Here is a 26,104-nt window from a genome sequence, read left to right as displayed (position 1 = left end):
CTTCTCTTAATACGGGTATGATCGGGGTTTACGTTGTCCAGCCAAGATAGTGGAAGTCGCCCACCGATGCAAAACACCAAGCTCTTGCTAACCAGCCTCACCCTAGTGGGACTGCTCGCACTCGCCGGTTGCTCGTTTCCCGGGGTTTACAAAATCGACATCCAGCAGGGCAATGTCGTTACGCAGGACATGATAGACCAATTGCGCCCCGGAATGACCCGCCGCCAAGTAAGGTTTATCATGGGCAACCCACTGATCCAGGACACGTTCAATACCAATCGCTGGGATTACCTCTACAGCCTGCAGCCTGGCGGCGGCCAGCGTCAGCAGGAGCGCATGAGCATCTTCTTCAACGAAAGCGATCAACTGGTCAGCCTGTCCGGCGATTTCATGCCTGGCGTGAGCCGCGACCAGGAAATCCTAGGCGGCAGCGGCGACACCACCGTCAGCCCAGCCACTCAACCGGCCCAGCCAAGCCAACCGGAAGAAAAACCGGCCAAGCCAGGTTCGTTGGAAGAATCGATCCAGAAAGAAATCGACACCATCGAGACCACGCCGGTCCCGACACCAGCACCGCTGGAAACCTCCCCGCAATAAGCGCGGCGAGACAAAAAAGCCCGGGCAATACCCGGGCTTTTTTATTGCCTGCTCGACTTAAGGACCACTTGCGTGCCCAACAAGCATCAGGCCTATCCCTGCCGCGCAGCTCTTGCCTTGGCCGCACGCAGCTTGCGCACTTCCTTCGGATCCGCCAACAACGGCCGGTAGACCTCCAGGCGATCGCCCTGCTCGACCTGATGCGCAAACGGATCATTCACCACCTTGCCGAAGATCCCCACCGGGCAAGCCTCGACGTCCAAGCCCGGCACTTGCTCGGCGAGCCGAGAGTGGAGCAACGCCTGATGTACGGTTGTGCCTGCGGGCACCACGCACGTCAGCAGCCACTGACGCTCGGCAGTGGCGTATACGACCTCGATGCTCAGGCTTGCCTCAACCATTGAGTTGCTTGGCCCGCTGGCAGAATGCATCGACCAGCGTGTTGGCCGCCTGGTTGAACAGAGGGCCGAGGGTGGCGCGCACCAGAGGGCCGGCATAATCGAAGGACAGGTCCAGGCTGATCTTGCAGGCCTTATCGCCCAATGCCTTGAACACCCACAGGCCGTGCAACTGCGTGAACGGCCCTTCCTCGAGATTCATTTCGATCGACTGCCCAGGTACCAGCACATTACGTGTGACGAACTGCTGGCTCATGCCGCCCTTGGCCACCTCCAGCTTCGCCCGCATGTGCGTGTCGCTGGCTTCGATCACGGTCGAAGCCGAGCACCACGGCAGGAATTTCGGGTAGCTGGCCACGTCATTCACCAGATCGTAGAGCGCTTGGGCAGGGTACGGCAGCAGGGCAGAGCGTTGAATATGGGTAGTCATCCAGGCGTCACTTCCAAGACAGGGCGGCAGCGCTTTCTAAGCACATCGAAAACAGTTCCCTTCGAGGGAACAGGCCCTGCATTGTCCGGGATTCATCCTACAGGCTCAAGCACACCTAAACCCCGTAGCCGCCGACGCAGCGACTGCCTATAATGCGGCCCCTATGGCTAAGCAAAAGAAACATCCGACCGGGACCATCGCGCAAAACAAAAAAGCGCGACACGATTACTTCATCGAACACAAGTTCGAGGCCGGACTGGTCCTGTCCGGTTGGGAAGTAAAGAGCCTGCGGGCCGGCAAGGCGCACCTGACCGACAGCTACGTGCTGCTCAAGGATGGCGAAGCCTGGCTGTTCGGCAGCCACATCACCCCGCTGACCACAGCCAGCACCCACGTCATCGCTGACCCCACCCGCACCCGCAAGCTGCTGCTGAACAAGCGCGAGCTCGAACGCGTGGAGGCTGCCGTGGCACAGAAGGGCTACACCTGCGTAGCCCTCTCGCTGTACTGGAGCAAGCACCTGATCAAGTGCGAAATTGCACTGGGCAAGGGCAAGAAGGAGTACGACAAGCGCGACACCCTGCGCGAGCGCGACTCCAACCGCGAGATCCAGCGCACGATGCGCAACAAGGGCAAGGGCGAGTAAACCTTCCCTGCCTGTGCAGGCCTATTCGCGGGTAAACCCGCTTCTACAGGGACAGCGCGAGTTCTGAATACTGCGGCATTCCTGTGTAAGCGGGTCCACCCGCGAAGGGCCCAAGACAAAACAACCAATCTCAACGCCCGCTGCGTCGCTCTGCCCGCGCCACGCGCTGCGCCTCCTGCTGCGCTTCTTCGAGCACTTCCTGCACGTACAGAATGTGCCGACTCGATACCTCCCGCGCATCATCTGCCCTGCCCTCGATGATCGCCCGATACAACTCGCGATGCTGACTGATCAGCATGTCGCGGGTCTCGCTGCGCTGTTGGTACATACCGCCGATATTGGTCACCACGTTGCGCTTGAGCAGGTCGAACAAGCCGCGGATGGTATGGAGCAGCACTGCATTGTGACTGGCCTCGGCGATCGCCAGGTGAAAACGCGCATCGGCCGCCCCCTCCTCCGCCCGACTGACCTCGTCGACACGGGCATAGCAGTCCTGCAGCTCGTCGAAGGCAGCCTTGAGCCGCGCACGGTCAGGCTCCGTAGCCCGCTGGGCCGCATAGTAGGCACAGGAAGCCTCCAGCGTATGGCGAAACTCCAACAGGTCGCGCTGAGCCTCAGGGTTGCGCTCAAGCAACTGCAGCAACGGGTCGCTGAACGTCGACCCCAATGCCTCGGCCACATAATTGCCGCCGCCCTGGCGACTGACCAGCAATCCTTTGGCCACCAGCTTCTGGATCGCCTCGCGCAACGAAGGCCGGGATACGCCAAACTGCTCCGCCAACACACGCTCGGCCGGTAGGCGCTGCCCTGAAGTCAGCGTACCTTCGAGAATCATCCCTTCCAACCGATCGACGATGTCGTCGGACAGGCGCCGTTGGCGGACCTGATCAAAAACCATCACATGCTCTCCACAATCCCCGCGCACTCAGGGGGGCGTCCATTCTCGCCGATCCACAGCGTATCGACACCCATCAGTTGACGATTTCCCCTGCCCATCAGCCGGCCATTCATCGGCATCCGACCAAAGTTTTGCCCAGGACAAATTGACACAGCCTCGATAGCGCTTTTAACCTAGCGACCAGCCATTGTAAATTGGTATTACCAATTATCCAATGCCAGTGCCTGACCAACAACAATTAGGGGCCACCCCATATGCAAACCTGGCAACAACTCTATAGCCCGCTTGGTAGTCTTGGCCTGTCCGCGCTGGCGGCGGTCATCCCCATCGTGTTCTTCTTCCTGGCCTTGGCGGTGTTCCGCCTCAAAGGTCACGTCGCCGGCAGCATCACGCTGGCCCTGTCGATCCTGGTTGCGATCTTCGCCTTCCAGATGCCTGTCGACATGGCCCTGGCCGCTGCAGGCTACGGCTTCCTCTACGGCCTGTGGCCGATTGCCTGGATCATCGTTGCCGCGGTGTTCCTCTACAAACTCACGGTCAAGAGCGGCCAGTTCGAAGTGATCCGAAGCTCCGTGCTGTCGATCACCGATGACCAGCGCCTGCAGGTGCTGCTGATCGGCTTCTGCTTCGGCGCCTTCCTCGAAGGCGCGGCCGGCTTCGGTGCCCCGGTGGCCATCACTGCCGCGCTGCTGGTGGGCTTGGGCTTCAACCCGCTATACGCCGCCGGCCTGTGCCTGATCGCCAACACCGCCCCGGTGGCGTTCGGCGCCCTGGGCATTCCGATCATCGTCGCCGGCCAGGTCACGGGGATCGACGCCTTCCACATCGGCGCCATGACGGGCCGCCAGCTGCCACTGCTGTCGCTGTTCGTGCCGTTCTGGCTGGTGTTCATGATGGATGGCCTGCGCGGCGTGAAGGAAACCTGGCCAGCTGCCCTGGTGGCCGGCCTGAGCTTCGCCGTCACCCAGTACTTCACCTCGAACTTCATCGGCCCAGAGCTGCCGGATATCACCTCGGCACTGGCCAGCCTGATCGCCCTGACCCTGTTCCTGAAAGTCTGGCAGCCCAAGCGCGCCTTCGCCGAAGCCAAAGGCAGTGTCGGCGCAGCCGTGGTCAGCAGTGGCGGCAGCCATCCTTCGCCGTACAGCTTCGGCGAGATCTTCAAGGCCTGGTCGCCGTTCCTGATCCTGACCGTGCTGGTCACCATCTGGACCCTAAAACCGTTCAAGGCAGCCTTCGCTCCCGGCGGCGCGATGTACAACTTCGTGTTCAACTTCGCCATCCCGCACCTGGACCAGCTGGTGATCAAGACCGCCCCGATCGTCACCGCGCCGACCGCCATGCCGGCGATCTTCAAGCTCGACCCGATCTCCGCCACCGGCACAGCGATCTTCCTCTCGGCACTGATCTCGATGTGGGTTCTCAAGATCAACGTAAAAACTGGTCTGACCACTTTGAAGGAGACGTTCTGGGAGCTGCGCTGGCCGATCCTGTCGATTGGCATGGTCCTGGCCTTCGCCTTCGTCACCAACTACTCGGGCATGTCCTCGACCATGGCTCTGGTGCTGGCCGGTACGGGTGCCGCATTCCCGTTCTTCTCGCCGTTCCTGGGCTGGCTGGGTGTGTTCCTGACAGGCTCCGACACGTCGTCCAACGCCCTGTTCAGCTCGCTGCAAGCCACCACCGCGCACCAGATCGGGGTCAACGACACCCTGCTGGTGGCCGCCAACACCAGCGGCGGCGTGACCGGCAAGATGATCTCGCCGCAGTCCATCGCCGTGGCCTGCGCCGCCACCGGATTGGTGGGCAAGGAGTCCGACCTGTTCCGCTTTACCGTCAAGCACAGCCTGTTCTTCGCCACCATCGTCGGCCTGATCACCCTGGTCCAGGCCTACTGGCTCACCGGCATGCTGGTTCATCACTAAAGTGAAAGGTGCCGGGCGCCTTGGCGCGCCCGGCAACGATCCCCACCCACGCTGCGAGAATCCATGATCATTTCCGCCTCCACCGACTATCGCGCCGCGGCCCAACGCAAGCTGCCTCCATTCCTCTTCCACTACGCCGACGGCGGTGCCTACGCCGAATACACCTTGCGCCACAACGTCGAGGACCTGGCCAGCATCGCCCTGCGCCAGCGCGTATTGAAGAACATGTCCGAGTTGAGCCTGGAAACCCGGCTGTTCGACGAAACCCTGAGCATGCCCGTGGCCCTGGCACCGGTCGGTTTGACCGGTATGTACGCGCGCCGTGGCGAGGTCCAGGCCGCACGGGCGGCGGCGGCCAAGGGCATTCCCTTTACCATGTCGACGGTCTCGGTGTGCCCCATCGAAGAAGTCGCCCCGGCGATCGACCGGCCCATGTGGTTCCAGCTTTATGTCCTCAAGGATCGCGGCTTCATGCGCAACGCTCTGGAGCGGGCCAAGGCTGCCGGGGTCAAGACACTGGTGTTCACCGTCGACATGCCGGTGCCCGGCGCCCGCTACCGTGATGCCCACTCCGGCATGAGCGGCCCGAACGCCCCGCTGCGTCGCATCTGGCAAGCCATGACCCACCCGCAGTGGGCGCTGGATGTCGGCCTGCTCGGCCGCCCACACGACCTGGGCAACATCTCGAAATACCGTGGCAACCCCACGGGTCTGGCCGACTACATCGGCTGGCTGGGTGCCAACTTCGACCCGTCCATCTCCTGGAAGGATCTGGAGTGGATCCGCGAGTTCTGGGATGGCCCGATGATCATCAAGGGCATCCTTGACCCCGAGGATGCCAAGGACGCAGTGAAGTTCGGTGCCGACGGCATCGTCGTCTCCAACCACGGCGGTCGCCAGCTCGACGGCGTACTGTCCAGCGCCCGCGCCCTGCCGGCGATTGCCGACGCGGTCAAAGGCGACATCAAGATCCTCGCCGACTCCGGTATCCGCAATGGCCTGGACGTGGTGCGCATGATCGCCCTGGGCGCTGACACTGTGCTGATCGGTCGCGCCTTCCTCTACGCCCTGGCCACCCATGGCGAGGCCGGGGTGAAGAATTTGCTCGATCTGTTCGAGAAAGAAATGCGCGTGGCCATGGTGCTGACCGGTGCCAAATCCATCAGCGAAATCACCCGCGATTCGCTGGTCCGCGAACTGGGCGCCTGACGCCTGCACGAAATTGCCTGATTGACCGGGGCACGCAGCGCGACAGACGCTGTGGCCTCGAGAGGAGATTGCATGAGCTTGCCCGCCGCGTTCCTGCGAGATGCCCAGCGCCTGATTCCCGCCGAGCGCCGCTTCGATGACCCGACCTCGACCCTGGCGTTCGGCACCGACGCCAGCTTCTACCGGCTCATCCCAAAGCTGGTGGTGCGCGTCGAATCCGAGGACGAGGTGGTGGGCCTGCTGCACCTGGCCCAGCGCGATCGCGTGCCGGTCACCTTCCGGGCTGCAGGCACCAGCCTGTCCGGCCAGGCCATCAGCGATTCGGTGCTGATCGTTCTAGGCGATAACTGGAACGGTCGTCAGATCCGTGGCCAGGGCGAGCAGATCCGGCTACAACCCGGCGTCATCGGCGCCCAGGCCAACGCCTGGCTCGCGCCCTATGGGCGCAAGATCGGCCCGGATCCGGCGTCGATCAACGCCTGCAAGATCGGCGGCATCGTCGCCAACAACGCCAGCGGCATGTGCTGCGGCACCGCTCAGAACACCTACCACACCCTGGCCGGTATGCGCATGGTGCTGGCCGACGGCACTCGTTTGGACAGCGAAGATCCGGCCAGTGTCGCTGCCTTCAGCCAAAGCCACGCGCCCTTGCTGGACGAACTCGCCCGACTGGGCCGCGAGACCCGGGCCAATACGGCGCTGGCCGAGCGCATCCGGCACAAGTACCGGCTGAAAAACACTACTGGGCTGTCACTCAACGCTCTGGTGGACTACGACCAACCGCTGGATATCCTCCAGCACCTACTGGTCGGCTCCGAAGGCACCCTGGGCTTCATCAGCGCGGTCACCTACGACACCGTGCCCGATCACCCACACAAGGCCAGCGCGCTGCTGGTCTTCCCAACGGTGGAAAGCTGCTGCCGTGCGGTGACCCTGTTGAAACCGCAGCCGGTGTCCGCTGTGGAATTGCTCGATCGGCGCAGCCTGCGTTCGGTGCAGGACATGCCCGGCATGCCTGCTTGGGTGAAGGGGCTGTCGACCAATGCCTGCGCCTTGCTGATCGAGTCCCGCGCCGCCAGCCAGAGCCTGCTGCACGAGCAGCTCAGCCAGATCATGGCGGCTATTGCCGAGTTCCCCCTGGAACAACGCGTGGATTTCAGCGAAGACCCGGCGGTGTACAACCAGCTGTGGAAAATCCGCAAGGACACCTTCCCCGCCGTCGGCGCGGTGCGCCAGACCGGCACCACGGTCATCATCGAGGACGTGACGTTCCCGATCGAGCAACTGGCCGAGGGCGTCAATCGCCTGATCCAGCTGTTCGACAAGCACCGCTACGACGAGGCGATCATTTTCGGCCATGCCCTGGAGGGCAACCTGCACTTCGTCTTCACCCAGGGCTTCAACAGCCCCGAGGAAGTAGCGCGCTACCAGGCCTTCATGGATGAGGTAGCCCAACTGGTGGCCGTGGAGTTCGGCGGTTCGCTCAAGGCCGAACACGGCACCGGACGCAACATGGCACCCTTCGTGGAGCTCGAATGGGGCCAGGACGCCTATCAGTTGATGTGGCAGCTCAAACGCCTGCTCGACCCCAACGGCATTCTCAATCCCGACGTAGTGCTCAGCGAAGATCCCGATATCCATCTCAAGCACCTCAAACCTCTGCCTGCGGCCGACGAGATCGTCGACAAGTGCATCGAGTGCGGATTCTGCGAACCGGTGTGCCCGTCCAAGGGACTGACCCTGAGCCCGCGCCAGCGCATCGTCATGTGGCGTGATATCCAGGCTAGGACCCGTGCTGGCCTCGATACTCGGGAGCTGCTGAAAACCTACCAGTACCAGGGCATCGACACCTGCGCCGCCACCGGCCTGTGCGCCCAGCGCTGCCCGGTGGGCATCAATACCGGTGAACTGGTGAAGAAACTGCGTGGCCAGGCTGCCGCACACGGCCAGGCCGCCGACTGGCTCGCCGAGCATTTCACGACCGCCCTGCGCGGCGCTCGCCTCACCCTGACCGCCGCCAACGGTGCACGCAAGCTGCTCGGTGCCCCGCGCCTGAGCCGCTTGAGCGCCTCCCTACGCAAAGCCAGCAATGGCCGCCTGCCCCAGTGGACCCCAGCCATGCCCCAAGCGGTTCGGGCCGTCAATATCGTGCCAGCAAGCCATGACGCTCGCCCACGGGTGGTCTATCTCGCCGCCTGCGTCTCGCGGGTGATGGGGCCGTCAGCCGGGGATCGAGAGCAAAGCTCGCTGCTGGATAAAACCCGCGCTCTGCTGGAAAAAGCCGGCTACCAGGTGGTGTTCCCCGAGAACGCCGACAGCCTGTGCTGCGGCCAGCCCTTCGCCTCAAAAGGCTATGCCGAACAGGCCGAGCACAAGCGCCAGGAGCTGCTCAACGCGCTATTGCACGCCAGTCGCGGAGGCCTCGACCCGATCTACTGCGACACCAGCCCCTGCACCCTGCGCTTGGTCCAGGATTTGGCCGATACCCGCCTGGACCTGTATGACCCGGTACGTTTCATTCGCACCCACCTGGTCGAGCGCCTGGAGTTCACTCCGCAGGACGAGCCAGTCGCCGTGCATGTCACCTGCAGCACCCAACACCTGGGTGAGAGCCAGGCGCTGATCGACTTGGCGCGACGGTGCAGCAAGCAGGTGGTGATCCCGGAGGATATCCATTGCTGCGGCTTCGCCGGTGACAAAGGCTTCACCACACCGGAACTCAACGCCCACTCGCTGCGCAGCCTGAAGGGTGCCGTGCAGTATTGCAGCGAAGGGATCTCCACCAGCCGTACCTGCGAAATCGGCCTGTCGAGCCATAGCGGTATCGACTATCACGGGCTGGTCTACCTTGTGGATCGCGTCACCCGGCCACGCAGCCTTTAATGTCGCTGGGGGCGCCTAGTGGCCTCTTTCTCGAATGAACCCGCCTCCCCCTGCGGTAGCGGGTTTACCCGCGAAGAAGACACCACACATCAAGACAGTAGCGCCACCAAATGGAACCCTGGCAAAGCCTGCGCAGTCCACCGTTACAGGCCCACCTTCCAGAGGCCATCACGAGGAGACACCCCATGAAAGGTACTGCGCTTTCCGCCCTGTTCGCGGCCGCAACCCTGCTGGCCTCGCCGGTGTTCGCCGACGAAGACCTCTGCGCCATCAACCTGCAAAAAATCGATGACAACATGGCCACCCTCGGCACGACCTCCGAAGGCTTGGACAAAGCCATCACCGAGCGCGTCGACAAGGCCAAGGCCGCCCAGGCCTCCGGCAACACCAAGGAATGCATCGCCATCACCAGCCAGGTACTCGAACGCATGGAAAAAACCGAGAAAGGCAGTGGCTCCAGCAGCGGTAGCGGCTCCTGACGCGCCATCGGCGCAGCTGTCGACGCCGAGCGTGCAAACGCGTATACTCCACTCACGTGTCGAAAGGCACGTCAGCTAGAGCTGAGTGTGGGGCCGATTAGGATTCGACGCCGGTATCGAAACTCTAGGTGCATGCCGAGTTGGTAACAGAACTCGTAAATCCACTGTTGCAACTTTCTATAGTTGCCAATGACGAAAACTACGAGGGCTACGCTCTCGCTGCGTAAGCAGCTGAGCCCGCTCTCCTGGTAGCTTCGGCTCCAGCAATCACCAGGGGATGCCTGTAAACCCGAAGTGATTGTCATACAGAACAGGATCGCCGCGTAGTACGTTGTGGACGAAGCGGCTAAAACTTACACAACTCGTCCAAAGCACCCTGCCCGTCGGGCGGCTGCGGATTAACTCAATAGACACGGCTAAGCATGTAGTACCGACAGCGGAGGACTGGCGGACGGGGGTTCAAATCCCCCCGGCTCCACCAGACACACAAAAGGCACCTGGTCATCCAGGTGCCTTTTTTTATGCCTGCACGACGGCTACCGGTCAGCCTTCGGCCTGATTCTTCAGATCATCCAGCGCATCCACGATCGCTTCGTCGTTGTCGGACATCGCATCCTGCATGTCTTGCATCATGGCCTTCTGCACCTCGACCACTTTCAGCGCCAGCTCACGACCATCCTTGGAACCCAGGATAATCGCCATCGCTTGCTCCGGGTGCTGGTTGGCGCGGATCATCAGGTCCAGCTCATCGTCATCGAAATGATCGGCATAGACCTCGACCATCGCCTCTTTCAATGCGTCCTGCGGCAGATTCTGGCGTACCACATTGCGAATCTGATCACGCCCAAGCATCGGGTACTGGGTAGCGTAGCCGGACGATGCAATGTCCACGATCACGCCATATTGCTCAGTCAGCCCGGTGGTCTTGATGAGCTCCTCAGCCTTGTCCTTGCTCGAGCCGCAGCCCGTCAGCATGGCCGCACAGGCGGCAGCCATGACCAGTGTCCTTAAATCCATGAGTCCGATGCCCTTGTCTGGGTGAGAAAACAGCGCCTAGCGGCGGTTGAGGTGAAGGCCGACGATAACCACGAGCAGGACGATGACGCCCAGCACCGCGCCAACGGCCGGGAACATCGCCGCAGGCCAGATCACCCCGCGGCCGAGGTTGTAGGCGAAACTGAAGTGGGAGTATTGGCCGAACAGCCAGGAGTAGAGGGTGTAGATCAAACCGATGGCGAAATAGCCGGCGATGAGTTTTCCCTTGAGCGACATGAAGCTTCCTTATAGATGAGGGCGCCATTGAACTGTTTCAAAAATTATCACCACAGTGATAGCAATTCAATGTCATCCATAAGGCTACCGAGTCGGGAGCAGCGGCGGCGATGCCATCGAAGCTCCCGCTCGGGCTCTTGGATCAACCCATCGAGCGCACGCCCATTTCCCTGCGCGCCTGCCCACGGGTCGTGACGATCCCCAGGAAGGAAATCACCAATGCCAGGCTCAAGGTTGCCGTCACCTCCGCACGGTGCTCCTCGGTGAACATCATCACGCCCAGCGCACAGGCGATGAAGATGATCACTGCCCAGGTCAGGTAGGGGAACAGCCACATGCGGAACTTGAGCTCCGTGCTCTCGCGTTCCAGACGGCGGCGCATGCGCAGCTGGGAAATGGCGATGACCATGTACACCAGCAATGCGATGGCACCAGAGCTGGCGAGCAGGAACTCGAACACGCCCTTGGGCGCGAAGTAGTTGAGGATGGCAATGGCCGCGCCGATCAAGGTACTGCCGAACACTGCGGCACGAGGTACGCCGACACTGTTGGTCTTGTTCAGGATCGCCGGGGCGTCACCGCGCTTGGCCAGGGAGTACATCATCCGCGAGGCGATGTAGATCGAGGAGTTCATGCAGCTGGTCACAGCCACCAACACCACCAGATCGACCATGAAGGCCGCATTGGGGATGTTCATGATTTCCAGGGCACGCTGATAGGACCCCACCACTGCCAGTTGCGGATCGTTCCACGGCACGACGGAGATGATCACGAAGATCGACAGGATGTAGAAGGTACTGATCCGCCAGATCACCGAGCGGGTGGCCTTGGCGATGTTGCGCGACGGGTCGCTGGATTCGGCAGCGGCAATCGTCACCGCCTCGGTGCCGATGAAGCTGAACATCACGGTGATGAAGGCGCCAACCACGGCGGACCAGCCCTTGGGCGTGAAGCCACCGTGCTCAGCCATCAGCGTGCTCAAGCCGCTGACTTCGCGATTGGGCAGCCAGCCCAGCAGAGCGGCGAAGCCCAGGCCGATGAAACCGAGAATCGCCGTGACCTTGAGGATCGCGAACCAGAACTCGAACTCACCGTACTTGGCCACGCTGAACAGGTTGGTGCCGGCCAGCAGCACGACCGAAAGCAGGGCGAAGATCCAGCTGTCCACCTGGGGGAACCAGGCATTGAGCACGTGCCCGGCGGCCAGGGCCTCGATCGGGATCACCAAGACCCAGAACCACCAGTACAGCCAACCGATGGTGTAGCCGGCCCAGCGGCCGATGGCCTGCTCGGCGTAAGTGGAGAAGGAGCCGGTGTCAGGATGGGCGACCGCCATTTCACCGAGCATGCGCATGACCAGAACCACCAAGGTCCCGGCCACGAAATAAGAAAGAATGGTTGCCGGCCCGGCTGCCGCGATGGCATGCCCTGAGCCTACGAAAAGTCCGGCACCGATGATGCCTGCGATGGACAGCATCGTTACATGACGTGGCTTGAAACCTTGTGCAAGGTTGCCATCAGATCCCACGGTGTTCATTGATCTTGTTCTCTTTTTGCTGACACAAGGAAAGGACGGGCAGAGGTAGGCGAACAACTTCTCCTTTGAAAGAACGGTGACACGGCGCATCGCTTACGTGGTGTTGTTGAGGTTTTCACGTATCCAGGGCGATGCACCCACAAAACGCAGGGACCACTTTAAGCGGGGGTGGACGACGAAAAAATGCTCGAAAACGCCCCACAACTGCTCGATCACGACATGGTGTTTCCATCCATGCCATAGCCAGTAGATTGCCACCTATGTTTGCACAGAATCGCTCTGGAACGCTCGTTCCAGCGTGACAGGACGGCCCCATTGCAGGCTTTGAAAACGGCGCGGAAGCTGTGGGAGCGGATCTACCCGCGAAGGGCCGCACAGCGGCCCCCTTACCCGCCTCAATAGGTCAGGCAGATCTTGCCGAAATGCCGGTTGCTTTCCTGATAGCGGAAGGCCTCGACGATCTGCTCGAGCTCGAAGTGCTTGTCCACCACAGGGCGCAGGCCATTGGCGTCGATTGCCCGGATCATCGCCTGTTGCTGGGCGCGACTGCCCACCAGCACGCCCTGCAGGCGGATCTGGCGCACCAGCGCCTGGACCAACGGCAACTGACCGGCAACACCGGTGAGGATGCCGATCAACGAGACGTGTCCGCCGATACGTGCAGCGATCATCGACTGCTCGAGGGTGGCTGGCCCACCGACTTCGATCACATGATCGACACCGCGGTTATCCGTGAGCTCACGTACCTTCTCGCCCCATGCCGGGGTACTGCGGTAGTTGATCAAATGATCGGCACCCAGGGCTTTGAGGCGCTCGAGCTTGGCATCGCTGGAGGAGGTGGCGATCACCGTAGCACCGGCCAGCTTGGCGAACTGCAAAGCGAAGATCGACACACCACCGGTGCCCTGCACCAGCACAGTGTCGCCCGGCTTGAGGTGATCGTCACTCATCAGGGCTCGCCAGGCGGTAAGGCCGGCGGTGGTCAGGGTGGCCGCCTCGGCGTGGCTGTAGCCTTTGGGTGCCAGGGTGAAGGCAGTGGCGCGGGCCGTCACCTGTTCACGGGCGTAGCCATCGATACCATCACCGGGCACCGTGGCGAAGCCTTCCACGTTCGCCTGGCCATCGAGCCAGTCGGGGAAGAACGTGCTCACCACAGAGTCCCCCACCTGGAGCTCGCTGACACCCGGCCCGACCGCGACCACCTCGCCTGCGCCATCGGCCATTGGGATGCGTCGCTCGCTCGGCCCCCACATGCCACTGACCACGGCGAAATCATGGTAATTGAGGGAGCTGGCGTGCAGGCGCACGGTGATTTCGCCGGCCTGCGGCGCGCGTGCCTCGCTGGTCCCTACCTGGACCTTGTCGTAACCGCCACCGGGTTGCACATAGATGGCCTTGTTGCTCATCACGAAGTCTCCTTGAGGGATCGAAAAACCAACACAGCAGATTAGACCGGTCTGGGCAGGGTCAGCCGAGCAACGACCTCAGGGCGCGGCAATCGGCGGCATGCCAGTCCGCCAGTTCCGGCCAGGGGTTGTCCGGCAGATTGACCAGCACCGTGCGCGCCCCTGCGGCGCGGCCGCAATCCAGGTCGAAACGGTAGTCGCCAACCATTACCAGTGAAGCCGGAGAAACGTCCCAGGCCTGGGCGATCTTGAACAAACCGTCGGGGCTGGGCTTGGGCGCGGCTTCGTCGCGACCGAGGATGTGCTCGACAGCAAAGCAGTCGGCCAGGCCGATGGCCTCGAGGGTGACGTGCGCCAGCTCCCGTGCATTGCGGGTCAGGATGCCCAGCTGACAACCCCGTCCGGCCAGTTCGCGTACCAACTCCACCGCCCCTTCAGCCGGCTTGGACGCAATCGCCAGGTCACGCTCGTGTTCAAGCAGCCAGGCATGCTTGGCCGCAGCCTCCTCGGCCGGCAAGGCCGCCAGGTGAGTGAGGATGTCGTGCTCAGGCGGTATGCCCAGGGCCTCGCGAATCGCCGCGAAATCGTGCACCGCCACCGTGAGCGTGCCGTCCATGTCGAACACCCAGTGGCGAATGCTGCCCAGGCTCATGCCCAGTCCTCACGATGGCGGATCAAGCCTTCCTGGGCCGACGACGCCACCAACTGGCCGGCGCGGTTGAAGATGCTGCCGCGGTTGAAGCCACGGGCGTTGCCCGCCCAGGGGCTGTCAGTGGCGTACAGCAGCCACTCATCGGCGCGCAGGTTGCCGTGGAACCACAGCGAGTGATCGAGACTGGCAATCTGCATGTCCTTCTGCCACACCGACTTGCCATGGGGCAGCAGCGAGGTGGTCAGCAGGCCGAAGTCCGAGGCGTAGGCCAACAGGTATTTGTGCAAGGCCGGCATGTCCGGCAGCTTGCCGTCGGCACGGAACCAGGCGTACTTGATCGGATCGCCCGGCTTGGGGTTGAACGGATCGCGTTCGGTGACAGGGCGGATCTCGATGGGCTTGGCGCACAGCACCTTGTCGCGAATGCGCTCGGGCAGATGGTCGGCCATGGCGCTCGCCAACTCGACTTCGCTGGGCAGGTTTTCCGGCCCGACCACATCCGGCATCGGCGCTTGGTGCTCGAAACCACCCTCGTCGTACTGGAACGAAGCGCTGCACGTGAAGATCGGGTGCCCCTTCTGGATCGCCGTCACCCGCCGGGTGCTGAAGCTGCCGCCGTCGCGTACACGATCGACCGAATACACGACCGGCATGCTGGCGTCGCCCGGGCGCAGGAAGTAACCGTGCAATGAATGCACATGGCGCGCCTCTTCGACGGTCTGGCTGGCCGCCGACAGCGACTGGCCAAGCACCTGTCCGCCGTACAACTGACGGAAGCCCAGGTCCTGGCTGCGACCTCGGAACAGGTTTTCTTCGATGGACTCGAGGCTCAGCAGGTCGACCAGGTCGTCCAATACATGGCTCATGGGGAATTCTCCTAGCAAGGCATCACGGCTCTACGGCGCTCTCATGCGGGCAAATGATACAGGGTTTGTCATTCGCGCCCTGCATGGCGCGCCATTCAGCCACGCAAGGTCTGTTGCCACCGCGCGCGATCGATGCGGTAGAGCACATGAGGGCGCAGGGGGTGGCCGGCGGCCAGGCGAGGATGCTCGAAACTGCCGGCAAGGTCCTGGACCATGCCGATGGCCTGCATGACCTTCTGCGACGGCAGGTTGCCCTCAGTAGTGAACGACACCACTTCATCCAGGTGCAATTGGGCGAAAGCACAACGCAGGCAGGTCCACGCCGCCTCGCTGGCAAAGCCCAGGCCCCAATGACGCCGGGCCAGGCGCCAGCCGATCTCCACGGCAGGGCCGAAAGGGGCGTCGAAATTGACATTGAGCAGCCCCGTCATGCCGATGAAGGCGCCGCTGTCCTTGCGCTCCAAGGCCCATAGGCCAAAACCGTATTCATTGAAATGCCCACGAATCCGCCCGATCAGCGCCGCGGACTCAAGGCGCGTCATCGGTGCCGGAAAATAGCGCATCACCTGCGGGTCGGCGCACAGCGCGGCGAACTCGCGCAAATCGTCGTCCTGCCATTGGCGCAACACAAGCCGTGCGCTTTCCAGTTCGAGGATAGGGGTCATCAGGGGGCTCCGAATTCGCGGTCATGCACTGTACAGCGTAGGCGCCGGCGCGCCTTTGGCACTGTGAATGCAATTTTCACACGCACTTCACCGGCCTCCAACAGCCCGCTTTGCACAATGCCGCCAAACGCCGCGGCCCACGGCTGCGTCCTGTCATTGGAGTCAAGCATGCACCCGAGCAACACCTTGCAAAACCCCGCCGTACATACGCCCCCCAAACGACGCCGCTACTCGCGCAAGGCGATTGGCGCAGCAGCAGGCCTGCTGCTGGTGCTGGCCGGGCTGACCACCTGGCTTTCGACGAGGACGCACATCGTGGACCTTGGCAACGAGCAACAGCTGAGCGACAGCGGGTTGCTGCAAGATTGGGCACAGGGAGCGGTGATCGTGATGATTCGCCACGCCGAACGCTGCGACAGCGCCCCCGGCCCGTGCCTGGACGACCCGAGCGGGATCACCGTCGCCGGTAGCCAGGCGGCGACACGCGTCGGTCAAGGCCTGCAGCAACTGGGCTTGGGTACTGCCGATCAGTACAGCAGCCCCAAGCTGCGAACCCGCCAGACCGCACACTTCATTCTCGGCCAGGCCGTGCCCAGTGAAGGCTGGCTGGGAAACTGCGACAGTCAGTTTCCTGCCGAAGCCCTCGCCCGCAAGCGCCCTGGCCACAACCTGGTGCTGGTCACCCACAACGGCTGCATCGATCACTTCCAGCGTGAACTGCATGTACTCGGGGGAGAACGCGAAAGCGGCTATGCCAGCGCCCTGTTCGTCTCGGTGGACAGCAACGGCAAGGCACGGATCCTTGGGCGCATGAACGAGCCCGACTGGCAGCGGGTGCTGGCCAGCGCCGGCAAGTAGTGCGCGGCGACCCTACGATTGCCGGCGACTGGATACATCGCCTGGACACTGTGCCGGCGGTGTCTGGCTGCGCACCGTCTGCCCGCGATGGCATCCCACTGCGACTGCTGGCAACATCAGTCCTTGGCCCTCACCGCGATACCTTCCATGCCGTTGCCGCTGATCTACCACGACGACTACAGCCCGGACTTTCCACCCGAGCATCGCTTCCCCATGGACAAGTTCCGCCTGCTGCGCGATCACCTGGTCGACAGCGGCCTGGTCACGGACGAGCAATTGCTGCGCCCGGACATTTGCCCCAACGACATCCTCGCCCTGGCCCATGACCGCAGCTACATCGAGCGCTACATGCAGGGCGAGCTGTCGCGAGAGGACCAACGGCGCCTGGGCCTGCCCTGGAGCGAGGCGCTGGCCCGGCGTACGGTACGGGCAGTGGGCGGCTCGCTGCTGACCGCCGAAATGGCCCTGCGCCACGGTATCGCCTGCCACCTGGCGGGTGGCACCCACCATGCCCACTACGACCACCCGGCAGGGTTTTGCATCTTCAACGACCTGGCGGTGATCAGCCGCTACCTGCTCGAAGCCGGACGGGTGCATCGGGTACTGATCTTCGACTGCGACGTGCACCAGGGCGATGGCACCGCGCGCATCCTCCACGACACCCCTGAGGCGATCACCGTGTCGCTGCACTGCGAGCAGAACTTCCCGGCGCGCAAGGCCCAGAGCGACTGGGACATCCCCCTGCCCCGAGGGATGGGCGACACGGCGTACCTTAAGGTCGTGGACGACGCCCTGAACTACCTTCTGCCGCTGTACCAGCCCGACCTGGTGCTGTATGACGCCGGCGTGGATGTCCACAAGGACGATGCCCTGGGTTACCTGCAACTGACCGACGAAGGGCTGGCCGCCCGGGATGAACGCGTGATGCGTCATTGCCTGGGTCGGGACATCCCCGTGGTCGGCGTCATCGGCGGTGGCTACAGCAAAGACCGCGAAGCCCTGGCCAGGCGCCATGGCATTCTTCATCACAGCGCGGCGCGGGTGCTGGGTTGTGCACAATGACTGTGGAACCGCCTGTGGATAACCTGCGAGGAAGCCGCTGCAGGCCTTTAACTGCCTGCCCCACAAGGATCTGATCATTTTCTGATCAGTGCTTGGACAGGCCTCGCTGGGGTAGAATGCCGGCTCTTTTCCACAGCCTGCCGCCCACCATGTCCGATCAACATCCCGCCTCCCCTTCCCTCGTCGCCGTCATCGGTGGCGGCCCCGCCGGCCTGATGGCGGCCGAGGCACTGGCCAATGCCGGCCTGGCGGTGCAGGTGTTCGATGCCATGCCATCAGTGGGCCGCAAGTTCCTGCTGGCCGGTGTTGGCGGCATGAACATCACCCACTCCGAGCCTTACCCCGCATTCCTCTCCCGTTATGCCGAGCGCCAGGACGCAATCGATGCGCTGCTGCACGACTTCGATGCCGATGCCCTGCGCCAATGGATTCACGGCTTGGGCATCGAAACCTTTGTCGGCACCTCAGGTCGGGTGTTCCCCCGTGACATGAAAGCCGCACCGCTGCTGCGCGCCTGGCTCAAGCGCCTGCGTGAGCGCGGCGTGGTTATCCACACCCGTCACCGCTGGTTAGGCTGGAACAGCGACGGCACCTTGCGGATCGCTTATCCACAGGGCGAACTGCGGGTGCGCGCCGATGCCGTGGTGCTGGCCCTGGGTGGTGGCAGTTGGGCACGCCTGGGTTCCGACGGTACGTGGCAACCCTTGTTGGCTGAGCGGGGTGTGGATATCTCACCGTTGCAGCCGAGCAACTGTGGTTTCGAGGTTCAGGGCTGGAGCCAACTGCTCAAGGACAAGTTCGCCGGCGCACCGCTGAAGAATATTGCCCTAAGCGTACCCGGCAGCGCCCCGCGCAAGGGCGAGTTCATCCTCACCGCCCAAGGCGTCGAAGGCAGCCTGGTATATGCCTGGTCGGCAGCGGTGCGCGAGGCCATCAACCGAGATGGCCGGGGCAGGCTGCTGCTCGACCTGCTGCCGGACCGCCCTGTGGATAAAATCGCCCAGACGCTGGCCAAGCCCCGTGGATCTCGCTCGATGGCCAAGCACCTGCAAGGCCAACTGGGCATCGATGGGATCAAGGCAGCGTTGCTGCGGGAGCTGACCGATCAAGCGACCTTCGCTGATCCCCAAGCGCTAGCCCGGGCGATCAAGGCCTTGCCGATCGAACTGGTGCGGCCAAGGCCACTGGATGAGGCGATCAGCAGCGCCGGTGGTGTGCGCTTTGAAGCGCTGGACGGCGGATTGATGCTCAAGCAACTGCCCGGGGTTTTCTGCGCAGGGGAGATGCTCGATTGGGAGGCGCCAACCGGCGGGTATCTGCTGACGGCCTGTTTTGCCAGCGGATTGCGGGCAGGCAAGGCGGTGGTGGATTGGCTGGCTCGGTGTCGTTGAAACGTTAAGGGGCCGCTTTGCGGCCCCCCAGGCCTTACGGCTTGCGCTTGCGCGGCCCGCTGTTGAAGCTCGGCACCTTGCGCACCGGTTTGACCGAAGGTTCCGAGAAACTCGACTCGGCACTGTCCATCCAGCGCCCCAGGCCACGCTTGGCGCTGTTCTCCTTCGGTTTCTTGGGCTTTTTCGGCTTCTTCACGACCTGGCCACTGGCATCGGTCATCGGCACGCGGTGATCGGGGATGAAGTCCGGTTCTTCGTGACGCGGCAAGGTCTGGCGAATCAACGTCTCGATGGCCGCCAGCAATTGCACTTCATCGGCACACACCAACGAAATCGCCTCGCCCTTGTTTCCTGCACGTCCGGTGCGCCCGATGCGGTGCACATAGTCTTCGGCCACGATCGGCAGATCGAGGTTGACCACCAATGGCAAGTCGTCGATGTCCAGGCCACGGGCAGCGACATCGGTCGCCACCAGCACCTGGATCTCACGGGCCTTGAAAGTGTCCAGGGCACGCTGGCGGGTGGCCTGCGGGCGGTCACCATGGATACCGTCGGCATTGACACCCTCGGCAAGCAACCGCTCCACCAACTGGTCGACACCATTGCGGGTCTTGGCAAACACCAGCACCTGCTTCCAGCGCTGCTTGCGCAGCAGGTGGCAGAACAGGTCGGCCTTGCGCTTCTTGTCCACCGGCACCAGCCACTGCTTCACGGTGCTGGCCGTGGTATTGCGCGGACTGACTTCGATGCTCAGCGGATCATTCAACGCAAGCCCGGCCAGCATGCGGATCTGGTCTGAGAAGGTGGCGGAGAACAGCAACGTCTGGCGTTTGCGTGGCAAGGCGGTATAGACCGCCTGCAGCTCCTCGGCAAAGCCCAGGTCCAGCATGCGATCAGCCTCGTCGAGCACCAGGGTCTGCACCTGACCGAACTTGACGGCGTTCTGCCGGAACAGGTCGAGCAAACGCCCCGGAGTAGCCACCAGCAGGTCCACGCCACGACGCAGGCGCATCATCTGCGGATTAAGACTGACGCCGCCATACACCGCATAGGTGCTCACCGGCAGGTTCTCGGCGTATTCACGGATATTGGCATGGACCTGCTCGGCCAGCTCGCGCGTCGGCACCAGCACCAAGGCACGGATCGAGTTGCTGGCGACCTTGGCGCCTTCCAGGGCCAAGCGTTGCAGCACCGGCAAGGCAAAGCCGGCCGTCTTGCCGGTACCGGTCTGGGCCGCGGCCATCAGGTCGCGGCCGGCCAGCACGGCGGGGATGGCCTGGGCCTGGACTGGGGTTGGGGTGGTGTAGTCCAGGCGCTGCAAAGTGCGCAGCAAGGGTTCGATCAGGCCGAGTTTGGCGAAATTCATGGCAATACCGTCAGGGGGTTCAGCGAAGGCGGCAGTTTACCGCAACCGACGCTGCCCCTGTGGACGCTTTGCCGCGCTCACGATACCTCGAGGTTACTTGCACACCTGCTCTTTGAGCGGCGCTGGCAGCTCGGGCGCCTTGCGCCACTGCGGCAAGCCGATCAGCACCACCGCGCCGATGATCACCGCCATGGCCACACACTCCTCCGCGCCGATGCGCTCACCTGCAAAGATGATCCCCAGCAGCACCGCCACCGCCGGGTTGACGTAGGCATAGCTGGTGGCCGCCGCCGGGCGTACGTGCTTGAGCAGGTACATGTAGGAACTGAAGGCCAGGATCGAGCCAAAGAACACCAGGTACGCCAGCGCGCCCCAACCGGCTGCGGTCGGCATCTGGGTCAGGCGCTCGCCACTGAGCGCGCTGCCGATCAGCAAGGCGGCGCCGCCAACGAGCATCTCGGCGGCACTGGCCATGGCACCCTGGGGCAAGGGCAGGCTCTTGCTCCACACCGAGCCAAAGGCCCAGGCGGCGGCCGCGAACAGAATCAGCGCCGCACCCATAGGGCTGGCCTGGAGGTTAGAGCCCATGTTGAGCATGCCGATGCCCACCAGGCCCAGGCCGATTCCCGCCCATTCAAGCCGCGAGTTGCGATGACCGAACAACAGGCCAAACACCAGGGTGAACAGCGGCACAGTGGCCACCGCCAAGGCGGCAACGCCCGATGCAACACCGGCATGCTCGGCCAAGGTCACGCCACCATTGCCGCAACTGAGCAGCAAAAAACCGATCGCCCCGGCCGCCCGCCATTGTGGCCAGGTCGGCGCCGGCACACCCCGCCAACGCAAGAACCCGTACAGCAGGCTGCCCGCAATGACGAAACGCACTCCAGCCATGAGCATCGGCGGCCACGACTCCACGCCAATGCGGATGAACAGGTAGGTCGAGCCCCAGACCAAGTACAAGGCCAGGAAGGCACCAATGAGCAACAACGGGAAGCGACGGGAGGCAGGCATGGGAAAACACTCGAAATCCGTTTACGGGTGACTTAGTTTAAGAAGGCACCACCGCAAACTTAAGTTACAAAACAGCTTTAAATGACCGAAACACTTTGCAATGCATGGTTGTGCAGGGGCTTTACCATCGATTGCAAAGCACACTGGAACCATTCATGGACAAGTACGACCGCATGCTCCTTGCTGCCCTGCTGGAAAACGGCCGGGCCACCTACGCGCAACTGGCGCGCCAAGTGAACCTTTCCGCACCCGCGGTAGCCGAGCGAGTCGCCAAGCTGGAAGCCAGTGGGGTGATCACCGGCTATGCCGCCAAGGTGGACCTGGAGAAAATCGGCTTGCCGATCCAGTGCGTGATCGAACTGCGGCTGGCCAGCCACGGCACCCAACAGGCATACGATGCGCTGACCCGCATCCCGCAGCTCACCGAATGCCATCGCGTCACCGGTGACCCCTGCGTGATCATGCAAGCGGCGGTAGCGTCGATGAACGAGCTGGAGGCGCTGATCAATCAGGTATCCCAACTGGGGTTCACCAAGACGTCGATCATCCTGTCCAGTGCGGTCGAGCGGCGAGTGCCGCTCGACCATCTGGAGGGCAATGGCAGAAAGCCTTGAGGCGCTCCTGCCTATCGACCAGGGGTACCAGCCTCAATGGCGCAACAGCAGCCGCCCTTCGATCGGCACATATCGGCCAGCCGCCCGGATCAGCGACAACGCGGTAAGCCCAGGCACCCCATAGACCACCGTCTCGACACCGTGACGTTGGCTGGCCCGCTCCATCAGCAGATCGAAGTCGCCATCGCCGGAGGCCAGCACCACTTGGTCGACACGGCTGGCGGCATCGATTACATCGAGGGTGATGCCCACGTCCCAGTCGCCCTTTGCCGAACCGTCGCTGCGCTGGATGAAGGGCTTGAGGCGTACCTCGAAGCCGAGGTTGCGCAGGATCTGCTGGAACTGTTGCTGCTTGCTGTCGCCGCGGTCGATGGCATAGGCCACCGCCTCGACGATCTGCCCCTGGCTGCTGACATCAGCCCACAGCGCGGCGTAGTTGAAATGACAGCCATGCACCTGGCGCACGGTGTAGTAGAGGTTCTGCACATCGGCGAACAGCGCGATCTTCTTCACCATGACCTCTCTGGCAATTGCGCGGGTAACGAAGACTGCCCGCGGGATCGGCCCTCGTATCGCGAAAGGGGCGCCGTGTGCGCCCCCAAGTGCAGCCAGTATGCCAGAGGCCTCAGATGAAGGTGTCGTCGTCGGAGAAGAAGCCACCGCCATCGTTGCCGTAATCGCTGTCCATGAAGCCGCCCTGGTCGTAGCCGTTGTCGGCTACCTGATGCTGGCTATCCTGGTCACTCCAGCCGCTGCTGTCACTGGCCGGAGCGGGCTCTTCCTTGATCACCTCGACCACCTCCTCTGGCTGGGAATGGTGGTTGAACAGGCTGCTGATGCCTTGCGCCAGCAACACGCCACCAGCCACGCCCGCGGCGGTCTGCATGGCGCCGCCGAGGAAACTGCTGGCCCCACTGCGAGCGGGTGCAGCATTGAAACCCGGCTGCGCTTGTGGCTGGGCGAAACCCTGGGCCGAGGGTTCACGCCAACCGCCGGCAGGGGCCACCGGCGCGGCCTGACGCTGTGGCTGCGGCGCGGGTACAGGTTCACGGGAGCTTGAGCCAAACAAGCTCGACAGGAACCCGCCACCCGCAGCGCCGCTTCGGCTCGCCTCGGCTTGTGCCTTGGCTTGCTTGAGTTCGGCCTCGAGCTGTTTGTTCTGCTCATCCAGGCGCTTGATCGCCGCCTCCTGGACCAGGATCGCCTGGGCCATGTAGTACGCCGCTGCCGGCTGCTGGCGCAGGTGCTCCTCGATGCGCGCCTGGGCCTGGGGATCACGGGCCTGGCCTGCGTCCTCGGCTTGCTTGATGCGGCTGAACAGGCCGTCGATCAGGGTTTGTTCTTCAGTGTTCATGGAGCTACCTCGTGCGCTGGGCAATACATCGGATAGCGTCAAAGATGGGGCTCGCCGGCCGGGGATTCAATCAGCAAAACCGTGAAACTTTTTTCAGCCAGGGGTGGACTGGGCTAAAGTTACGCCCTGCTTTTTCTGCCATGCGATGTTGACCCGATGAATCCGCTGAGCGTTCTGCGCGACTCCTTGTATTTCTTCCGCCGCCACTTGGTGAGCATCCTCCAACTCTGCCTGCCGCTGGTGATCCTCGAGGCCCTGTGCACTCAACTGCTGTATCGCCAGTTGGGCGACCAGGCTTCGGCGGGCTACGGCATGCTGGTCAGCCTGCTGTTCTACCCGCTGTACAGCGCCGCGTTGATCCTCTACATGGATACCCGCAGCAATGGCCAGGACATCGCCAAGCGCAACCTGTTCGCCCGTGCCGTGCAGCTGTGGCCATCGCTGGCACTGCTGATCCTGATCAGTTCGCTGCTGATCATGGCGGGCCTTGCGCTGTTCATCTTCCCGGGCGTGTGGATCATGATCAACCTGGTGTTCGCCGAGTACCTGCTGGTCTTGCGCGGCCTGCCCGTGGTACAGGCCATGCGCGAAAGCGCCAGGATGACCACCGGGCATTTCATGCGCATCCTGGTCTGTGTCGTTGCGGTACTGGCACCGCTGTGGCTGCTCGACGGCCTGCTGCTGATGGCCTTCCCCGAGCCGCAGCCGGGCGTGCAACTGGCACTGGATAGCCTCAGCGGTTTCCTGCAGCTGTTCAGCAGCGTGGTGCTGTACCGCCTGTTCATGCTGCTGGAGAACGACGCGCTCGCCTGACATCTGAACGAGCGCCCTTCTCAGGGAACCGCTTCAATCTGCCGTGCAGGCAGAGGACCTCTAGAGTGGTCAAGCCCTTTGTCGATGGACAGGGCTGGCACTTCACATTAGAGGATCAATCCTATGAGCGATATCGTTTCTACAGCGGGCTGGGCGGACAAACGCTCCTTCTCGGCCCACCTCTTCGCACTCGACGGCACCCGCAAGATCGCTGTCAGCCATCTCTCCCGGTTCTATGCTCCGATAGGCAGCACTGGCAGCCCTGAACAGGGGACGAAAGACGATGGCTGGCTGAGGTTGAGCGCCACGCAGACCGCCATGACGCTGCATTTCCACTATCACTCCCAGACCACGAACCGGTTGAACTTCATGCTCTCGCTGGAGAGCGACCGAGACCGAAAGCTGGGTATCAGCAACAACAACTACGTGGGGCTCTACAAGTATTCGAGCGTCGAGGACTTCTGGAAAATCGAACCTTTGGCCTGGGGCGCGGATACCCTGCGTTGCCGGATTCGTGATCATCGAGGCCAGCAGGTGAAGGCACAGGCGAACGCCCCTTTTTACCTGACGGTTGGCGCAGGAAACGCCCTTGAGTTCCTGATCGTCCGAACGCACTAAGCTGGCCGACCGACGAACGGCTCAGTTATGCTGACGCTACCTGCACCGACAAACCGAGCCGATGATCCGACTACTGCGCAACGTCTTGCTCTGCCTGCTCTTGCTGTTGCCCCTGCTCTGGCTGTTCGCCGACTACCTGGGCTGGCAGCCTTCCCCCCGAGAACCGCTGCCAGTCGCCTGCCAAGGCAACCCCCAATCGCTACAACCTGGCCAGGCCCTCAAGGTCATGACCTGGAACGTGCAATACCTGGCGGGCAAGCGCTACGTGTTCTGGTACGACCAAGGACAAGGCAGCGACACCCGCCCCAGCGCAGACGACCTGGCCTTCAACCTCGACGAAGTCACCCGCGTGATCCGTGCAGAAACGCCGGATGTCGTCCTGTTGCAGGAGCTGGACAACAACGCCAAGGCCAGCGACTACCAGGACCAGTTGGCACTGCTGCGTGAACGTTTGGCCGACCTCTTCCCCTGCACCGTCCAGACCTACGAGTGGAAAGCCGATTTCGTGCCTGATCGGCATATCTTCGGCAGTGTTGGCCGCACCCTGGCCACCCTCAGCCGCTACCCGATCGAAAAGGCCGAGCGCCTGCAACTGCCCAACGCCGCGGACAACGCCCTGACCCGCCTGCAACGCCCCCAGCCGGCACTGCTGGTCAGCTACCTGCCGCTGGCTGACGGCGGACGCCTGGCGGTGCTCAACACCCGGCTCTCACCCTATCAGCCCGGCAGCGACCTGCAACGCCGGCAGGTGGAGCATGTGGCCAAGGTGCTTGATCGCCTGGAAAGCCAAGGCACGCCCTGGTTGATCGGCGGCGACTTCAACCTCCTGCCCCTGGGACAATTCCGTCGCCTGCCGCCGGCACTGCGCGGCAACTACCCTGCCGACAGTGACCTGCACCTGTTGTGGGACAAATACCCGATGATTCCCAGCAACGCCGAAGCCAGTGGTGCCGAACGCGCTGCCTGGCTCACCCACTCCCCCAACGACCCCGAGGCCAGCGGCCCGGATCGCACCCTCGACTATCTGCTGCACAGCCCGCGCCTGCAGCGTATTCAGGCCCAGGTACTGCAACAGGACACCTTGCAGATTTCCGACCACCTGCCCTTGAGCGCGGTCCTGAAACTACCGGCCCCACGGCGCTGAGCAGGCG

27 protein-coding genes and 1 other RNA gene are annotated in these 26,104 nt (G+C 62.9%); 14 read left to right on the top strand and 14 right to left on the bottom strand.

Annotation, left to right across the window (positions count from 1 at the left end; translation table 11 throughout):
* Positions 1-66: 66 nt before the first annotated feature.
* Positions 67-597: an outer membrane protein assembly factor BamE gene (locus ABOA88_RS14925; protein ID WP_196170137.1), complete on the top strand. Its 531-nt coding sequence runs from the start codon at positions 67-69 to the stop codon at positions 595-597.
* A 92-nt stretch (positions 598-689) separates the two neighbouring features.
* On the opposite strand, the gene ABOA88_RS14920 is transcribed toward ABOA88_RS14925, so the two are convergent.
* The gene (locus ABOA88_RS14920; RefSeq protein ID WP_367851764.1) at positions 690-998 is read right to left on the bottom strand and encodes an RnfH family protein; all 309 of its coding nucleotides are present in this window, start codon (positions 996-998) and stop codon (positions 690-692) included.
* Positions 991-1,425 (bottom strand): type II toxin-antitoxin system RatA family toxin, encoded by a 435-nt coding sequence (locus tag ABOA88_RS14915; protein ID WP_043210130.1) that lies wholly within the window; start codon positions 1,423-1,425, stop codon positions 991-993. Before ABOA88_RS14915 ends, ABOA88_RS14920 begins: the two co-directional genes overlap by 8 nt.
* A 163-nt stretch (positions 1,426-1,588) precedes the next feature.
* Between ABOA88_RS14915 and smpB the strand changes: the two genes are divergently transcribed.
* The gene (smpB, locus tag ABOA88_RS14910) at positions 1,589-2,071 is read left to right on the top strand and encodes an SsrA-binding protein SmpB (protein WP_070092229.1); all 483 of its coding nucleotides are present in this window, start codon (positions 1,589-1,591) and stop codon (positions 2,069-2,071) included.
* 130 nt (positions 2,072-2,201) lie between these two features.
* Here the strand turns inward: smpB and ABOA88_RS14905 are convergent, their stop codons facing one another.
* Complete coding sequence (locus ABOA88_RS14905; protein ID WP_196170138.1) at positions 2,202-2,969, bottom strand: FCD domain-containing protein; 768 nt, start codon at positions 2,967-2,969, stop codon at positions 2,202-2,204.
* Between the two features lie 254 nt (positions 2,970-3,223).
* On the opposite strand from ABOA88_RS14905, the gene ABOA88_RS14900 reads away from it, so the two are divergent.
* From ABOA88_RS14900 to ssrA, 5 genes are all read left to right on the top strand, one after another.
* The gene (locus tag ABOA88_RS14900; protein WP_196170139.1) at positions 3,224-4,894 is read left to right on the top strand and encodes a lactate permease LctP family transporter; all 1,671 of its coding nucleotides are present in this window, start codon (positions 3,224-3,226) and stop codon (positions 4,892-4,894) included.
* A gap of 63 nt (positions 4,895-4,957) precedes the next feature.
* A complete protein-coding gene (lldD, locus tag ABOA88_RS14895; protein WP_043210138.1) occupies positions 4,958-6,103 on the top strand; it encodes an FMN-dependent L-lactate dehydrogenase LldD in 1,146 nt (381 codons plus the stop codon).
* A 72-nt stretch (positions 6,104-6,175) separates the two neighbouring features.
* A complete protein-coding gene (locus tag ABOA88_RS14890) occupies positions 6,176-8,986 on the top strand; it encodes an FAD-binding and (Fe-S)-binding domain-containing protein (RefSeq protein WP_367851765.1) in 2,811 nt (936 codons plus the stop codon).
* Between the two features lie 185 nt (positions 8,987-9,171).
* Positions 9,172-9,465: a hypothetical protein gene (locus tag ABOA88_RS14885; protein WP_196170141.1), complete on the top strand. Its 294-nt coding sequence runs from the start codon at positions 9,172-9,174 to the stop codon at positions 9,463-9,465.
* Between the two features lie 89 nt (positions 9,466-9,554).
* Positions 9,555-9,946: a transfer-messenger RNA gene (gene ssrA, locus ABOA88_RS14880) on the top strand.
* Between the two features lie 62 nt (positions 9,947-10,008).
* Here the strand turns inward: ssrA and ABOA88_RS14875 are convergent.
* The 7 genes from ABOA88_RS14875 to ABOA88_RS14845 all read right to left on the bottom strand — a co-directional run bounded on the left by ABOA88_RS14875 (position 10,009) and on the right by ABOA88_RS14845 (position 15,863).
* Positions 10,009-10,461 carry a hypothetical protein gene (locus tag ABOA88_RS14875; protein ID WP_230387851.1) on the bottom strand — a complete coding sequence of 151 codons (453 nt, stop codon included), beginning with the start codon at positions 10,459-10,461 and terminating at the stop codon, positions 10,009-10,011.
* 57 nt (positions 10,462-10,518) lie between these two features.
* The gene (locus tag ABOA88_RS14870) at positions 10,519-10,737 is read right to left on the bottom strand and encodes a hypothetical protein (RefSeq protein ID WP_070092222.1); all 219 of its coding nucleotides are present in this window, start codon (positions 10,735-10,737) and stop codon (positions 10,519-10,521) included.
* 142 nt (positions 10,738-10,879) lie between these two features.
* On the bottom strand, positions 10,880-12,274 hold the full coding sequence (gabP, locus tag ABOA88_RS14865) for a GABA permease (RefSeq protein ID WP_070576557.1): 1,395 nt from the start codon (positions 12,272-12,274) through the stop codon (positions 10,880-10,882).
* Positions 12,275-12,669: 395 nt separating this feature from the next.
* Positions 12,670-13,680 (bottom strand): zinc-dependent alcohol dehydrogenase family protein, encoded by a 1,011-nt coding sequence (locus ABOA88_RS14860; RefSeq protein WP_196170151.1) that lies wholly within the window; start codon positions 13,678-13,680, stop codon positions 12,670-12,672.
* A 61-nt stretch (positions 13,681-13,741) separates the two neighbouring features.
* Positions 13,742-14,332, bottom strand: a complete 591-nt coding sequence (locus ABOA88_RS14855; RefSeq protein WP_196170152.1) for an HAD family hydrolase — start codon at positions 14,330-14,332, stop codon at positions 13,742-13,744.
* Positions 14,329-15,198 carry an acyl-CoA thioesterase II gene (tesB, locus tag ABOA88_RS14850; RefSeq protein ID WP_367851766.1) on the bottom strand — a complete coding sequence of 290 codons (870 nt, stop codon included), beginning with the start codon at positions 15,196-15,198 and terminating at the stop codon, positions 14,329-14,331. The genes ABOA88_RS14855 and tesB overlap by 4 nt, the downstream gene beginning before the upstream one ends.
* Before the next feature lie 95 nt (positions 15,199-15,293).
* The gene (locus ABOA88_RS14845; RefSeq protein WP_070576566.1) at positions 15,294-15,863 is read right to left on the bottom strand and encodes a GNAT family N-acetyltransferase; all 570 of its coding nucleotides are present in this window, start codon (positions 15,861-15,863) and stop codon (positions 15,294-15,296) included.
* A 168-nt stretch (positions 15,864-16,031) separates the two neighbouring features.
* Between ABOA88_RS14845 and ABOA88_RS14840 the strand changes: the two genes are divergently transcribed.
* The 3 genes from ABOA88_RS14840 (at position 16,032) to ABOA88_RS14830 (ending at position 19,174) form a co-directional block, all read left to right on the top strand.
* Positions 16,032-16,721 carry a histidine phosphatase family protein gene (locus ABOA88_RS14840; RefSeq protein WP_196170154.1) on the top strand — a complete coding sequence of 230 codons (690 nt, stop codon included), beginning with the start codon at positions 16,032-16,034 and terminating at the stop codon, positions 16,719-16,721.
* A gap of 147 nt (positions 16,722-16,868) precedes the next feature.
* Positions 16,869-17,783, top strand: coding sequence for a histone deacetylase family protein (locus ABOA88_RS14835; protein ID WP_367851767.1), 915 nt, complete (start codon positions 16,869-16,871; stop codon positions 17,781-17,783).
* Between the two features lie 149 nt (positions 17,784-17,932).
* The gene (locus ABOA88_RS14830) at positions 17,933-19,174 is read left to right on the top strand and encodes a TIGR03862 family flavoprotein (RefSeq protein WP_367851768.1); all 1,242 of its coding nucleotides are present in this window, start codon (positions 17,933-17,935) and stop codon (positions 19,172-19,174) included.
* Between the two features lie 34 nt (positions 19,175-19,208).
* Here the strand turns inward: ABOA88_RS14830 and ABOA88_RS14825 are convergent, their stop codons facing one another.
* Entirely contained in the window at positions 19,209-20,540 is a 1,332-nt protein-coding gene (locus ABOA88_RS14825; protein WP_367851769.1) for a DEAD/DEAH box helicase, read from the bottom strand.
* Positions 20,541-20,633: 93 nt separating this feature from the next.
* Entirely contained in the window at positions 20,634-21,554 is a 921-nt protein-coding gene (gene yedA, locus ABOA88_RS14820; protein ID WP_196170158.1) for a drug/metabolite exporter YedA, read from the bottom strand.
* 155 nt (positions 21,555-21,709) lie between these two features.
* Between yedA and ABOA88_RS14815 the strand changes: the two genes are divergently transcribed.
* Entirely contained in the window at positions 21,710-22,168 is a 459-nt protein-coding gene (locus ABOA88_RS14815; protein ID WP_043211229.1) for an Lrp/AsnC family transcriptional regulator, read from the top strand.
* Positions 22,169-22,201: 33 nt separating this feature from the next.
* Here ABOA88_RS14815 and ABOA88_RS14810 read toward each other — a convergent pair whose 3' ends face one another.
* On the bottom strand, positions 22,202-22,684 hold the full coding sequence (locus ABOA88_RS14810; RefSeq protein WP_196170159.1) for an NYN domain-containing protein: 483 nt from the start codon (positions 22,682-22,684) through the stop codon (positions 22,202-22,204).
* Positions 22,685-22,793: 109 nt separating this feature from the next.
* A complete protein-coding gene (locus tag ABOA88_RS14805) occupies positions 22,794-23,522 on the bottom strand; it encodes a DUF2076 domain-containing protein (RefSeq protein WP_367851770.1) in 729 nt (242 codons plus the stop codon).
* Between the two features lie 156 nt (positions 23,523-23,678).
* Here ABOA88_RS14805 and ABOA88_RS14800 point away from each other — a divergent pair, with 156 nt between their 5' ends.
* The 3 genes from ABOA88_RS14800 to ABOA88_RS14790 all read left to right on the top strand — a co-directional run bounded on the left by ABOA88_RS14800 (position 23,679) and on the right by ABOA88_RS14790 (position 26,097).
* Entirely contained in the window at positions 23,679-24,335 is a 657-nt protein-coding gene (locus ABOA88_RS14800) for a YciC family protein (protein WP_090346781.1), read from the top strand.
* Between the two features lie 123 nt (positions 24,336-24,458).
* Positions 24,459-24,953 (top strand): hypothetical protein, encoded by a 495-nt coding sequence (locus tag ABOA88_RS14795; RefSeq protein ID WP_196170162.1) that lies wholly within the window; start codon positions 24,459-24,461, stop codon positions 24,951-24,953.
* A gap of 61 nt (positions 24,954-25,014) precedes the next feature.
* The gene (locus ABOA88_RS14790; RefSeq protein WP_367851771.1) at positions 25,015-26,097 is read left to right on the top strand and encodes an endonuclease/exonuclease/phosphatase family protein; all 1,083 of its coding nucleotides are present in this window, start codon (positions 25,015-25,017) and stop codon (positions 26,095-26,097) included.
* The last annotated feature ends 7 nt before the right edge of the window (positions 26,098-26,104 follow it).

Source organism: Pseudomonas sp. PKS (assembly GCF_051913525.1).
In the GTDB taxonomy this organism is placed as follows: Bacteria; Pseudomonadota; Gammaproteobacteria; order Pseudomonadales; family Pseudomonadaceae; genus Aquipseudomonas; species Aquipseudomonas guariconensis_D.
The sequence above is the reverse complement of the archived record's forward strand: the minus strand, read 5'-3'. Positions and strand labels throughout refer to the sequence as shown.